Genomic DNA, 13,722 nt, shown 5'->3' with positions numbered 1-13,722 from the left:
GAGTTTATGCATCCCGCGTTATGGATCAGTAAGACAGGCCTTGATGCCCAGCAAACAGATATCTCGGTTATTTCTAACAATGTGGCAAATGCGAGCACCGTTGGTTACAAGAAAAGCCGCGCCGTGTTTGAAGATTTGCTTTATCAAACTGTCAATCAGGCTGGTGGTGTGAGTTCACAAAATACCAAGTTGCCTAATGGTTTAAACATTGGGGCGGGTACCAAAGTGGTGGCCACGCAGAAGATGTTTACCCAAGGTAACATGTTGACCACAGATAACTCGTTGGATCTCATGATAGAAGGTCCGGGCTTTTTCGAAGTTCAGCTTCCAGACGGTACCGCGGCCTATACCCGCAATGGTCAGTTTACCCTTGATGACACCGGACAAATTGTGACGCCAGGCTCGGGCTATGTATTACAGCCTGCGATCACCATTCCTGAAGATGCCACCAGTATTACAGTGTCTTCAGAAGGTGAAGTATCGGTAAAAACTCCTGGCGCTGCGGAAAACCAAGTGGTGGGTCAGCTCACCATGACTGACTTTATTAATCCGAGCGGACTCGACCCTATGGGCCAAAATCTCTATACCGAAACCGGAGCCAGTGGTACTCCCATTCAGGGAACCGCTTCGCTGGATGGTATGGGAGCGATTCGCCAAGGCGCACTTGAAACTTCAAACGTTAACGTGACTGAAGAGTTAGTTAACTTGATTGAAAGCCAACGCATTTATGAAATGAACTCAAAAGTGATTTCTGCGGTGGATCAAATGCTCTCCTATGTGAACCAGAATTTGTAGGCATTCCCATGACTAAGTATTTGTTTTTGGCGGCCTCGATAATATTGTGTGGTTGCAGTTCCACTAACAATAAACCGATTGCCGACGATCCTTACTATGCTCCTGTTTACCCTGAAGCGCCGCCAACCAAAGTGGCTGCTACGGGCTCTATGTATCAGGATAGTCAGGCATCGGGCTTATATTCCGACATTAAGGCGCTCAAGGTTGGCGACATCATTACGGTGATCTTGCAAGAGTCTACTCAAGCTAAAAAGAGTGCCAATAACGAGATCAAAAAAGGCTCGTCGGTATCGCTCGATCCCATCTACGCCGGTGGCGGCAATGTCACCATCAAAGGCAACCCCATCGATTTACGTTATTCGGATGATATGAACACCAAACGTGAGTCGGATGCGGATCAAAGCAATAGCTTGTCAGGCAGTATCTCTGCCAACGTGATGCAAGTGCTGGCCAACGGCAACTTAGTGATTAGGGGCGAGAAGTGGATCACCATTAACAATGGTGATGAGTTTGTGCGTGTTACTGGGATTGTACGCTCGCAAGACATTCGTCCTGACAACACCATTGATTCACAACGGGTTGCCAATGCTCGTATTCAATACAGTGGTACCGGAACCTTCGCCGAGTCGCAAAAAGTGGGTTGGTTAGGGCAGTTTTTCATGAGTGATTGGTGGCCGTTCTGATGAAGATTAAACTCCTATTTGCCTGCGCATTAATGCTGTTTTCAGCGGTTAGTCATGCTCAGCGCATCAAAGATATTGCCAATGTACAAGGCGTACGAGACAACCAATTAATCGGATATGGTTTGGTGGTAGGTCTGCCTGGCACGGGTGAGAAAACCCGTTATACCGAGCAAACCTTCAAGACCATGCTGAAAAACTTCGGCATTAATTTGCCGGATAACTTCAGACCTAAGATTAAAAACGTGGCCGTAGTTGCCGTTAGTGCCAAGATGCCCGCGTTTATCAAGCCAGGACAAAACTTGGATGTCACTGTGTCGAGTTTAGGTGAGGCCAAGAGTCTACGTGGAGGCACCTTGCTACAGACCTTTCTTAAAGGGGTCGACGGAAATGTGTACGCGATTGCTCAAGGCAGCATGGTGGTCAGTGGTTTCAGCGCCGAAGGGCTTGACGGTTCTAAGGTGATGCAAAACACCCCAACAGTCGGCCGCATTCCAAATGGCGCTATCGTAGAACGTACTGTTATTACGCCATTTTCAACCGGTGACCACTTAACATTTAACTTACGACGCGCCGATTTTTCTACTGCCAAACGTCTTGCCGATGCGATTAATGATCTATTGGGTCCTGGCATGGCTAGAGCGCTTGATGCGGCTTCTGTTCAGGTGAGTGCGCCGCGTGACGTCAACCAGCGAGTGTCTTTTCTTGCGACGCTGGAAAATATCGAAGTAGAGCCTGCCGACGAATCGGCTAAGGTTATCGTCAATTCTCGTACCGGCACTATAGTCGTTGGTAAAGATGTACGCCTGTTACCGGCAGCGGTGACTCATGGCGGCCTAACCGTCACGATTGCCGAAGCCACCCAAGTATCTCAGCCAAACCCTTTATCTGGTGGCGATACAGTGGTGACGAGTAACAGCACGATTGGCGTCGAAGAGAACGATAATCGCATGTTCCTGTTTAACCCAGGTACCACATTGGATGAACTGGTGAGAGCCGTTAATCTAGTGGGCGCAGCGCCGTCAGATGTGCTGGCAATCTTAGAAGCACTAAAAGTGGCAGGTGCTTTGCATGGTGAGCTTATCATCATCTAATTTTTGTCGAATACGATTTATCAGGACTGAACATGGAAAAGCTGTCAAATTCATCGCACTTTCTAGACCTCGGGGGACTAGATTCCCTGCGGGCTAAAGCGCAAAAAGATGATAAAGCAGCGCTTAAAGAGGTCGCTCAACAGTTTGAGGGGATCTTTGTACAGATGCTGATGAAAAGTATGCGCGATGCCAATGCGGTGTTTGAGTCTGACAGTCCGATGAACAGTCAATACACCAAGTTTTATGAGCAGATGCACGACCAACAGATGTCGGTCAACTTGTCTGACAAGGGCATGCTGGGTTTAGCTGATTTGATGGTGCAGCAGCTCGATCCACAACACAGCTCAATGACGCCTGCTTCAGTATTACGTGGCGGTATGAGTCAAGTCGTTGCCGCCAATTCAAATAATGACAACTCAGCGACTAATACGCACTCAAACCTAGCTAATCACAAGGGTGTGCTAGCGAGTTTGTCTGCTTTAAAGGTCTCATCTTCTGAGCCGACACCAGTGTTTACCGACGTGATTGACGCTGTGGTTAGCGGCAAAGTATTGCCATCACAGGCACCCAAAATGGGCTTTGATAGCCGCGAGGAATTTGTACAAACCCTTTATCCCTATGCTGTCGATGCGGCAGAGTCTTTAGGCACCACACCCGAAGTATTGATTGCTCAGTCGGCACTAGAAACCGGCTGGGGACAAAAAATGGTGCGTCAAGGCAATGGCGAGTCGAGTAATAACCTGTTTAATATCAAGGCTGATAGACGCTGGCAAGGCGATAAGGCTGGAGTCAGTACTCTCGAGTTTGAACAAGGCGTTGCGGTTAAACAGCGCGCCGATTTTAGAGTCTATGACGACCTTAAACAGAGTTTCGATGATTTCGTATCATTTATTTCTGAAGGGCCGCGTTATCAAGATGCATTAAAACAAGCGGCAGACCCAAGTCGTTTCATCAAAGGTCTGCAACAGGCTGGTTACGCGACCGATCCGAACTACGCCGACAAAGTGATGAAAGTCATGCAATCGCTGACTCAAGATTTTGGCTCTGCATTGTCAGGAGTGTCTCAATGATTTTTATCCCTTGTTATATAGAGCCAGCTAGCCCAATTCAATTAAGAGGTATGCGTTAATGTCGATGGACATTCTAAATATTGCCCGAAGTGGTGTGATGGCCTCTCAGTCACAGCTTGCGGTAACCAGTAATAACATCGCTAATGCTAATACCGTAGGTTATCACCGTCAGGTTGCGGAGCAATCAACACTGGGCGCGCAGCGACTTGATGGTAATTTTTATGGTTCGGGCACCTATATTTCCGATGTTAAACGCATCTATAACGATTATGCCGCGCGTGAGCTGCGCATAGGTCAAACGGCTTTCAGTGAGGCACAAACTACACAAACTAAGATGAGTGAACTGGATCAATTGTTTTCTCAGATTGGTAAAGCGGTGCCAGATAGCCTGGCTCAGTTGTTCTCGGGCATTAATAGTCTTGCCGATTTAACCGGTGATATTGGTGTACGTAACGGCGTATTGGGTAATGCGGCTCAGCTTGCCACTTCACTGAATCAGATGCAGTCGCATCTTAACAGTCAGATGAAACAGACTAACGATCAGATAGCGGCGATCACCGATAGAATCAATGATATTAGTCAGCAGTTAGGTACGGTTAACCAAGAGCTAATGAAGTCTCAAGGTGATAACTATGAGTTGTTGGATAAGCAAGATGCCTTAATTCAAGAGCTGAGCCAATACGCCGAAGTGAATGTTATTCCTCTCGATTCAGGGGCTAAAAGTATCATGCTTGGCGGCTCGGTCATGTTGGTATCGGGCGAGGTCTCAATGCAAATGGGCTCGACCACCGGCGATCCTTATCCTGGCGAGATTGGTATTACGGCCAGTACAGGTAATCAGAACCTTAAGATGGATCCGTCAAAGCTGGGTGGCAGTCTTGGTGCTCTGTTTACGTTCCGTGATGAAACACTAACTCCGGCTCAATTAGAAGTGAGTCAGCTGGCGCTGGGCATTGCCGATAGTTTCAATAAGGCACAGTCTCAAGGCTTTGACCTAAACGGTAATGTAGGCAGCGATCTGTTTTTGGATATCAACGACCCATTGATGTCGGTTGGTCGTGTTGGTGCCTACGCTAAAAACAGCGGTGATGCGGGATTGAGTGTCAATATCGATGATGTTGGCGCGCTAACGGGCAGCAACTATGAGCTGAGCTATACGGCAGCGGGCACCTATGAACTTAAAGATAAACAGACGGGTCAAGTTACACCATTAACCTTAAATGGTTCGCAGTTAACGGGTGGTGATGGCTTTAGTATTAATATCGATGCCGGTGCGATGGCGGCGGGCGATAAATTTGAAATCCGTCCGACCTCAGGCGCTGCAGCTGGTATCAAAGTGGTTATGAGCGATCCCAAAGGATTGGCGGCAGCGGGTCCGAGCATCAGTGCCGATGCGACTAATTCGGGTAACACTTCGATAAAGCTAAACAGCATGGATCCGAACCATGGCGGATTTGTTGGTGTGGGTTCACAAATTACGTTTCAACTCGATACCTCAACCAATAGTTATGAAGCCTTCGATGCTACAGGTGCTTCTCTAGGTACCGGCAGTTATACGCCGCCGACCGTTGATGCCTTTGGTATCAGCTTCGATGTTGACAGCAGTGCACCCGCCACGGCTGAGCGCTTTACTTTCGATCTGACCTTCGCCGAGGGTGACAACAGCAATGCCGTGGCTATGGCGCAACTCAATGAAGCCAAAATCATGGTGGGCGGTAGCTCAACCTTAAGTGATGTATATGAGAACACAAAGCTTGAGGTTGGCAGCAAGACTAAGAGTGCCGAGGTAGCACTCAGTTCAGCTTCGGCTATCTACTCTCAGGCTTACAATCGAGTTCAAAGTGAGTCGGGCGTTAACTTAGATGAAGAGGCGGCTAATCTATTGCGCTTTCAACAATCATATCAGGCCTCTGCCCGTATCATGACCACGGCCAGTGAGATTTTTGACACCTTATTTAGTTCGGTGAGATAGGAGTAAATCAATATGCGGATCTCAACGGCGCAGATGTATCACCAAAATCTTAGCCAAGTATTAGATAAACAAAGCGCGACGTCTAAGGTGATGGAGCAAATTGCCAGCGGTAAGCGAGTCAATACCGCGGGTGATGATCCTGTGGCTGCGATAGGCATCGACAATTTGAATAAGAAAAATGAACTTGTCGATCAATTCATTAAGAATATCGACTACGCCACCTATCGCTTATCACTTGCTGAAAGCGAACTAGGCAGTGCCCATTCATTGGTGACGACGATGAAAGATCAATTATTGTCGGCAATGAATGGTGCAATGGATAGCAGCGATCGGCAATCCATTGCCAATGATATTCAATCAAACCTCGAAGCGCTGCTGAAAGTGGCTAATTCTCAGGATGAATCTGGTAATTATATTTTTGCTGGCAATAAAACCGGTTCTCAGCCCTTTACCTTAGATTCGTCGGGTCAGGTGATTTACAACGGTGACACAGGGGTGAGGCAATCGATAGTGGCCTCAGGTGTTACCGTCGGCACGAATTTTCCGGGTGACAAGGTTTTTTTAAAGACGCCTAATCCATTAGGTGATTTTGGTGTCAATTATCTGCCAGGTCAAAGCGGTGATATCTATATATCAAGCGCCAAAATCACTGACTCTGGGAGTCATGTAGCCTTGAGCCCAGAGCAATATACTTTCAATTTTGTCGATAATGGAACGGGTGGCATCGACTTACAAGTGGTTGATTCAGCTTCTAATGTTCAAACATTCACGAATTACGACAGTGCTTCACCAGTTAGCTTTAATGGCATAGAAGTCACTATTGAAGGCACGCCGCAGCCAGGGGACTCTTTTACTATGTCACCTCAGTCAGAAGTGGATGTATTTGACACCATAAATCAGATAATCACGCTGTTAAATGACCCCTCGACGATAAATTCGCCTCAGGGGGATTCACAATTGGCACAGCTTTTGAATCAGATTGACAGCAGTGCCAAACAGATAGACAGCAATCGTGGAGTTGCCGGTAATGATCTTAAACAGATCGATAAATACCAATCTGCTCACACCGATGAAAAGCTGATTAATACCTCAGCATTATCGATGTTAGAAGATTTGGATTTGGCTGAAGCGATTACTGAACTCGAGAAACAGCAGGTGGCACTGAATGCGGTTTCTAGTGTGTTCAGTAAAGTTGGCTCGACCAGTTTGTTTGATTATCTCTAACTTAGAGTAATGGCTTCAGCCAGACCGAGAGAAATTGATAACAACGAAAAATATATTGTTTAAGAGAAGTTGTCCGTCATCGTTTTGAATAAATCGAATCGCGATCCGAACACTCTATTAACCCATTTAGCCAAGCTCTGAGTCTTGGCAATGCTACTACGAAGAGAGGAAGTAACATGGCTATTACCGTTAATACTAACGTCACGTCGATGAAGGCACAGAACAACCTAAATGGTGCCAACAACAATCTACAAACATCGATGGAGCGTCTATCGTCAGGTTTGCGCATTAACAGCGCAAAAGATGATGCAGCGGGTCTACAAATCGCTAACCGTCTAACCAGCCAGATTGGTGGCCTAGGTGTTGCGGCTCGTAACGCCAACGATGGTATCTCTATCGCTCAAACTGCTGAAGGTGCGATGCAAGAGTCGACTAACATTTTGCAGCGTATGCGTGACTTATCATTACAGTCGGCTAACGGTTCAAATTCAACCGAAGACCGCGCGGCGATGCAAAAAGAGCTATCAGCACTACAAACTGAACTGACTCGTATCGCTGATACCACCTCTTTCGGTGGTCAAAAGCTACTCAATGGTAACTATGGCACTCAATCTTTCCAGGTTGGTGCTAACGCTAACGAAACTATCTCTTTAACCTTAGGCGATGTTTCAGCTGAGACAATCGGTAAAGAAGGTCAAACCGTAGTGGGGACTTATACAGCGGCTGAAACCACGGCCGTAATTGCTGATACTACATACTCATTTGCTTACACGGCCGATGGCGGCAGTGTTGAAACCCTAGATGTTGACTTTTCTAAAGTGACAGATGCAGCTGGCGCAGTAGATGCTATTAACAATGCCCTAAACGGTGCTTCTAAGCCAACAGGTGTATTTGCTGAGCTAGATGCTGCGGGTACCGGTTTCTCGATGAAAGGGATCGCAAACAATGGTGACACTCTAGTTTTAACTGAAGCGGCAGCACCTGCGACTGCATTTGCTTTAGGTGGTGATGATTCTGCTAACGCGACCTCTAAAGTGAGCGATATAGATATCAGTAGCTATGCGGGTTCACAAAACGCGATCACCATTATCGATTCTGCAATTGCGAACATCGACAGCCAACGTGCTGATTTAGGTGCAGTTCAAAACCGTATGAGTTTTACTATCAACAACCTAAACAACATTCAGTCTAATGCGACTGATGCTCGTAGCCGTATTCAAGATGTTGACTTTGCGAAAGAAACTGCTGAATTAACTAAGCAGCAGATCCTTTCGCAAACCTCTTCAGCAATGTTGGCACAAGCTAACCAGTTGCCACAAACAGCGTTATCGCTTCTAGGCTAATAGTCTGAGTTGTTAAAATGAAAATGCCAGTCAGCTAACTGATTGGCATTTTTTATACCTATAACCAAGCCCCGAACCACAATCCTCGAACCCCAAGCCCCAAGCCCCAAGCCCCAAGCACAGATAAGTTATGCGACCATAATGACTTGTAACACATTGATTGTCATAAAAGTGTCAGGGTTAGATTGATATTCTTCAGTGTTGTAACAATTGTTATATTTCGCTGTTGAAATTTTGTAAATCTGCTATGTTTATCTAGTTAGTGAACCATAAAAAGTAGCGATCTCGGTACTTTACATAAAGGAAGGTAATAATATGAAGACATTTTCAAACACGCTTTCAAAAACGGTTGTAGCGGCTATTGTACTTGGTGCCTTAGCGGGTTGTGGCTCTGATGATGTTGAAGATTTTATTGTAGATAATGCGGGTATCGATGTAAACGATGACGGTGAAGCTACTACTGCGGCAGAGATGGTGGTTTTAAGTTTAAAGCTTATTTCAGAAGAAGCGATCGCTTGTGATGTTGGCAATGAATGTGACGCAGGTAGTTCGTCGATTGAAGGCAAAATCAAAGTTGTTGCTGATGGTAGCAACTGGAAAGTCACTAGTGATGATTATATCGAGATTAAATCTGGTGATAAGGAATTTAAAGTCGATCTTTTCACCGATGGCCATTATGTGACTTTATCACCATTTACACCGCCCGCAGGTAGTACAGCACCTTCTGTTTATGGTGTAACTATGACTAAATCAAACTTCATCGCTGATGAGCCAGACTCTGCAGTATTTTATGGAGAAACTATATCCACTTTCCAATACGATGTCAGCGCGGGGATGTTTGATAGTAACCATGGTGGAGGAAGATTAACCGGTGAAGATAATGATACTCGTACCTTTAATTATAATGGCGGTATTGTTTTAAATTAATTAAAGAGTTAGAAAGTCGTGCTAGTGGGCTACTGTTGACACTCTTATTATCTGCAATTGGGTACTATCCCTTGTAAATGCCTCTTAGATTTATCAATGAGAGGCATTTTTGTTTGTGCTTTATTTGGTTTTGTTAACTTGTTGGTAAATCAAAATATCAGGAGTAAATGTTTTAGTCTGTTTTTGATTTTTTATGAGGATTATATTTAAGTTGTTGTTTTTATTCGCTTTTATTTTAAACTTGATTGTCTAAGTTAATTTTTAGCCTGATTTTTATAATTTTTCCTAAAGTTCCTTTTGCCCTTGCCGTTACAGTGTTTGTAGAAAATAAATTCCGCCTGACTGAATGGACAGGCACTATTAAAGTTAGGTTGAGGGCAACAAATTATGGCTATTTCAGTAAACACTAACGTCACATCGATGAAGGCACAAAACAACTTAAATGGTGCCAGTAACAGTCTTAAGACTTCGATGGAGCGTCTATCTTCTGGTCTTCGTATCAACAGCGCTAAAGATGATGCGGCAGGTCTACAGATCTCTAACCGTCTAAGCAGCCAAGTTAACGGTCTAGGTGTTGCAGCACGTAACGCTAACGACGGTATCTCTATCGCACAAACTGCCGAAGGCGCAATGCAAGAGTCGACTAACATTTTGCAACGTATGCGTGACTTGTCACTACAGTCTGCAAACGGTTCAAACTCTGCTGATGATCGTGCAGCAATGCAAAAAGAAGTTAACGCACTACAAACTGAGTTAACCCGTATTGCCGACACCACAGCTTTCGGTGGCCAAAAGCTACTTAATGGTAACTATGGTACTCAGTCTTTCCAAGTTGGTGCGAACGCTAACGAAACCATTTCGTTAACTCTAGGTAATGTGTCTGCTGAGTCTTTAGAAAAATCAGGTACTACAGTAGCTGGTGCGATCGATGCTGCAGCGACTACAGCGCTTATTGGTGTTGATACAGATATGGAATTCACCTATACCAACGCCGCTGGTGATGATGAAGTATTAACTGCAAACTTCAGTAAAACGACTGATGTTGCAAGCGTTGTTGAAGAGATCAATAACACCTTAAATGGTGCTTCAGCCTCTACTGGTGTCTTCGCACAAGTTGATGCCGCAGGTACTGGCATTGAATTCAAAGGGATTGGTACTAACGGTACTACTCTTGCAGAAACAACAGGTACACCAATTGCTACAACAGCTATGATAACAGGTGCTGATGATTCTCAAGTGGTTACTGTGAGTGATATTGATATCACAAGCGTTGAAGGTTCTCAAAATGCTTTGAATGTTATTGATGCCGCTATTGCTGATATCGATAACCAGCGTGCAGACTTAGGTGCAGTTCAAAACCGTATGAGCTTCACTATCAACAACTTGAACAACATTCAGTCTAACGTAACTGATGCTCGTAGCCGTATTCAAGATGTTGACTTCGCGAAAGAAACTGCCGAGCTAACTAAGCAGCAGATCCTTTCGCAAACGTCATCTGCAATGTTGGCACAAGCTAACCAAATCCCACAAACTGCGTTGTCTCTTCTATAAGTGGCATAAGCGAACAAGAGTGGCAATGATAGGGAGAGTCGGTAACGATTCTCCCTTTATTGTTTCTAGTTTGGTTGAGTTGAGTTCTAAGTTTGAGTGATGAGTGAGCAATAAATAACCCAAGTGATGATACAGCTAGCAATTAACCGCGTTGTTTTATTTTTTGGTATGTAATTTGCTTTGTTTTTTTATGAAGATTTGCAGAGGTAAGTCATGGACGTAAATATTGCAAATGGTTCGGTGACCGCGTTGAGTAGGGATGGGGGAGCAAGGTTAGCTGATAAACAGTTAGCCATTGCCAATTCAGCGGTGGCAGTTAAGGCGGTTCAGAATAGTTCTGATACCGACCGTAGCGATGAAAAAGTGAATCAGGCAAGCCAAGTCGATAGTGATGAATTGCTGCATGCTGTAGATGATATTGCATCGAGCATGAACCTGATTCAAAAAGGGCTAGCTTTTAAAGTGGATGAAGAATCCGGTGAGCAAGTGGTTAAAGTGATTGATGTTTTAACCGGAGATTTGATTCGCCAGATCCCTAATGAAGAAGCCTTAGAAATTGCAAAAAAATTAAATGAAGTCACGGGCCTGTTAATGAAAACCCAAGTTTAAAGACAGTTTTTAGCCGTGAACCCGTGAGTGAATTAAGTAAATTGAGGTTGTTATGGGCACAATTACATCTGTAGGTATTTCGTCGGGTATCGATATTGGCGGTATTGTGACCGCTATGGTCGATGCTGAAAGTGCGGCAAAAATTGCCCGCTTTGATGTTAACGAAGGTGCAATTAATGCCAAAATTTCGGGTATTGGTGCCTTAAAAAGCGCGATGGACGAGTTTTATAGCAAACTCGAAACCTTGGGTAAAGCTGACACTTTTGGTAGCCAGAAAGTCTCGACGTCCACTAAAGACTACCTTAGCGCGACAGTCGATAAGACAGCAGTTTCGGGTAGCTATCAGGTCAAAGTGGAACAATTAGCTCAAAGCCAGAAAGTGGGGTCGGCTATTGCTGCCGATGTCACATCTGCTATTGGTGAGGGCAGTTTGTCTATCGCCGTAGGCTCTGGTACTGCTTTTGATATTGATGTGTCGGCTACCGATTCGCTTACCGACATTATGCAAAAAATCAATGATGCTGAAGATAACACCGATGTGACCGCCACTATAGTCAATGGGGAGGCGGGTCCACAATTGGTATTAGGCTCAAAAAATACCGGTGAAGATAATCTCATCTCGGTTACCGCAACCGATACTGGCGCTGGTACTGGTCTTAGTGACACCTTTACTATGACAGAGCTGACGCCGGCTAAAAATGCCATTGCTTATATTGATGGTGTCAAAGTCGTGTCTCAGTCCAATGACATGAATGAAGTGATCACAGGCGTATCTCTTACTCTTAAAGATGCCGATATCAATCAAACCACCACTGTAACGGTTAGCCAAGATAGTGATACCACAAAAACGGCTATCGAAGAGTTTGTCGAGTCATACAATAGCTTGATGGGCACCATACAAAACCTCACCAGCTATGATGCCGATACTAAAGCTGCTGGTGTTTTGCAGGGTGATAGTTTACCGCGTAGTATCCAAAACCAACTGAGAAGCATGGTTTCAAACAGTTTCGATACTTCCGAAGGCAGTCAGATGTTGGCAAATTTCGGCGTGACAACAACTCGTGAAGGCTTGCTTGAAGTGGATTCTGATAAGTTATCCGAGGCGATTGAAAATAATCAAACTGCCATCTCAGAGCTATTTTCTGCTGAAGATACCGGGCTTGCAGCTAAGATGAGCAGCATGGTGGACACATACACTCAAACCGGTGGCATTTTAGATAGTCGCGATGCAACTTTGGATGAGCAATTATCGCGCCTCGATGATAGCCGGGTTAAGCTCAATGAAAGAATGCAGGCCCTGAGTGATCGCCTATATAAACAGTTTAATGCCATGGATTCGATCATCGGTAGTTTGAATACACAATCGAGTATGTTGCTCAGTCGCTTAGATTCATTACCCGGTATGGTTAAAGAATAATAATCGATCTGTTAGCACTTAAAGTCGAAATATTGGCAGTCCTTGTTGTTGTGGGTCGGTAATAAGAGAGGGTGTTTTGCAAAATATCATTGAACAACTAGCTGATGTGAATAATAACATTCTGTTAGTTTTGGAAAAAATTGATAAATTGATACCAGATGACGAAGAGTCAGCTTTATTGGTATCAGAATTGCAGACTTTTATTGACCAGCGTGAAACGTGTTTGCAAGCCTTAGTCATTGATGATGAGTTTACCGATGCCGATTTTCTTTTGAAGCAGCAGCATCTCACACAGCAAATCATGACGCAGGCAAGTAAAGTGATGGCCGAGTGCCAAACACGAATACAAGGCAATAAAAACACTAATCGCCAAATAAGTGCTTATAAAGCAATAGAATCAAATAGGTAGGAATATATATGCGTGGTTCAATGCAATCATATCGTAAAGTCTCAGTAGAAAGCGATTTGGCCGTAGCTTCGCCACATCGTGTGATTCAAATGCTACTTGCCGGAGCGATTGAGCGTTTAGCTCAGGCCAAGTGTGCCATTGAGCAGGGTAATATTGCACTGCGTGGTGAATTAATGGGTAAGGCGATAGGCATTGTTAATGGATTAAACAGCAGCCTCAACATGGAAGCGGAAGCAGAGGTCGCCAACAACCTGACTCATCTATATGACTATATGTTAGTACGCATGTCTGAAGCCAATGCTAATAATGACGCCCAAGCTATTGATGACGTTACTGCTATTCTAAAAACTATCAAGGAAGGTTGGGACTCAATACCTCAAGAGCAACACCATATTGCGTCACCTGTTGCAGTGGGTTAATCGTTTTTGATTAAATTTCACGCAGTGATTTTTGTCAGACGTCAAGCGATTGGCGTTTGACCTGTGATGTGTTGAATATTTAGGCTAAAGTTAAATGAGTTCGTCAGAAAGTGAATCTGCCACTTGCTAATGTGTTGCCGATAATACACTATTCTTCACTGGTAATTATTTTGCCGCTGTTATGGCTTGATTGCCTCGCTTTCTCGAGCAAC

13 protein-coding genes are annotated in these 13,722 nt (G+C 44.7%); all 13 read left to right on the top strand.

Features of this window, described 5'->3' with window-relative positions:
- The first annotated feature begins 6 nt into the window (after positions 1-6).
- The 13 genes from flgG to fliS all read left to right on the top strand — a co-directional run bounded on the left by flgG (position 7) and on the right by fliS (position 13,510).
- Entirely contained in the window at positions 7-795 is a 789-nt protein-coding gene (flgG, locus tag L1D21_RS09425) for a flagellar basal-body rod protein FlgG (protein WP_239845003.1), read from the top strand.
- Positions 796-803: 8 nt separating this feature from the next.
- Positions 804-1,478 carry a flagellar basal body L-ring protein FlgH gene (gene flgH / locus L1D21_RS09420; protein WP_239845002.1) on the top strand — a complete coding sequence of 225 codons (675 nt, stop codon included), beginning with the start codon at positions 804-806 and terminating at the stop codon, positions 1,476-1,478.
- Positions 1,478-2,569 carry a flagellar basal body P-ring protein FlgI gene (locus L1D21_RS09415; RefSeq protein WP_239845001.1) on the top strand — a complete coding sequence of 364 codons (1,092 nt, stop codon included), beginning with the start codon at positions 1,478-1,480 and terminating at the stop codon, positions 2,567-2,569. The genes flgH and L1D21_RS09415 overlap by 1 nt, the downstream gene beginning before the upstream one ends.
- 32 nt (positions 2,570-2,601) lie before the next feature.
- Positions 2,602-3,639, top strand: coding sequence for a flagellar assembly peptidoglycan hydrolase FlgJ (gene flgJ / locus L1D21_RS09410; RefSeq protein ID WP_239845000.1), 1,038 nt, complete (start codon positions 2,602-2,604; stop codon positions 3,637-3,639).
- 58 nt (positions 3,640-3,697) lie between these two features.
- Positions 3,698-5,611: a flagellar hook-associated protein FlgK gene (gene flgK / locus L1D21_RS09405; RefSeq protein WP_239844999.1), complete on the top strand. Its 1,914-nt coding sequence runs from the start codon at positions 3,698-3,700 to the stop codon at positions 5,609-5,611.
- 12 nt (positions 5,612-5,623) lie between these two features.
- Positions 5,624-6,835, top strand: a complete 1,212-nt coding sequence (flgL, locus tag L1D21_RS09400; RefSeq protein ID WP_239844998.1) for a flagellar hook-associated protein FlgL — start codon at positions 5,624-5,626, stop codon at positions 6,833-6,835.
- 176 nt (positions 6,836-7,011) lie between these two features.
- Entirely contained in the window at positions 7,012-8,178 is a 1,167-nt protein-coding gene (locus tag L1D21_RS09395; RefSeq protein WP_239844997.1) for a flagellin, read from the top strand.
- Between the two features lie 315 nt (positions 8,179-8,493).
- Entirely contained in the window at positions 8,494-9,105 is a 612-nt protein-coding gene (locus L1D21_RS09390; RefSeq protein WP_239844996.1) for a hypothetical protein, read from the top strand.
- 387 nt (positions 9,106-9,492) lie between these two features.
- The gene (locus L1D21_RS09385) at positions 9,493-10,656 is read left to right on the top strand and encodes a flagellin (RefSeq protein WP_239844995.1); all 1,164 of its coding nucleotides are present in this window, start codon (positions 9,493-9,495) and stop codon (positions 10,654-10,656) included.
- A 213-nt stretch (positions 10,657-10,869) separates the two neighbouring features.
- Positions 10,870-11,265, top strand: a complete 396-nt coding sequence (locus L1D21_RS09380; protein WP_239844994.1) for a flagellar protein FlaG — start codon at positions 10,870-10,872, stop codon at positions 11,263-11,265.
- A gap of 52 nt (positions 11,266-11,317) precedes the next feature.
- Positions 11,318-12,682: a flagellar filament capping protein FliD gene (fliD, locus tag L1D21_RS09375; protein WP_239844993.1), complete on the top strand. Its 1,365-nt coding sequence runs from the start codon at positions 11,318-11,320 to the stop codon at positions 12,680-12,682.
- Positions 12,683-12,758: 76 nt separating this feature from the next.
- Positions 12,759-13,091: a flagella biosynthesis chaperone for FliD, FliT gene (locus L1D21_RS09370; protein WP_239844992.1), complete on the top strand. Its 333-nt coding sequence runs from the start codon at positions 12,759-12,761 to the stop codon at positions 13,089-13,091.
- Between the two features lie 8 nt (positions 13,092-13,099).
- Positions 13,100-13,510, top strand: a complete 411-nt coding sequence (fliS, locus tag L1D21_RS09365) for a flagellar export chaperone FliS (RefSeq protein WP_239844991.1) — start codon at positions 13,100-13,102, stop codon at positions 13,508-13,510.
- Positions 13,511-13,722 lie beyond the last annotated feature (212 nt).

Origin of the sequence: Shewanella sp. Isolate11, from assembly GCF_022398315.1 — a bacterium.
Lineage (GTDB): Bacteria > Pseudomonadota > Gammaproteobacteria > Enterobacterales > Shewanellaceae > Shewanella.
Note: the sequence above shows the minus strand (reverse complement) of the source record. Positions and strands in the feature narration are given on the sequence as shown.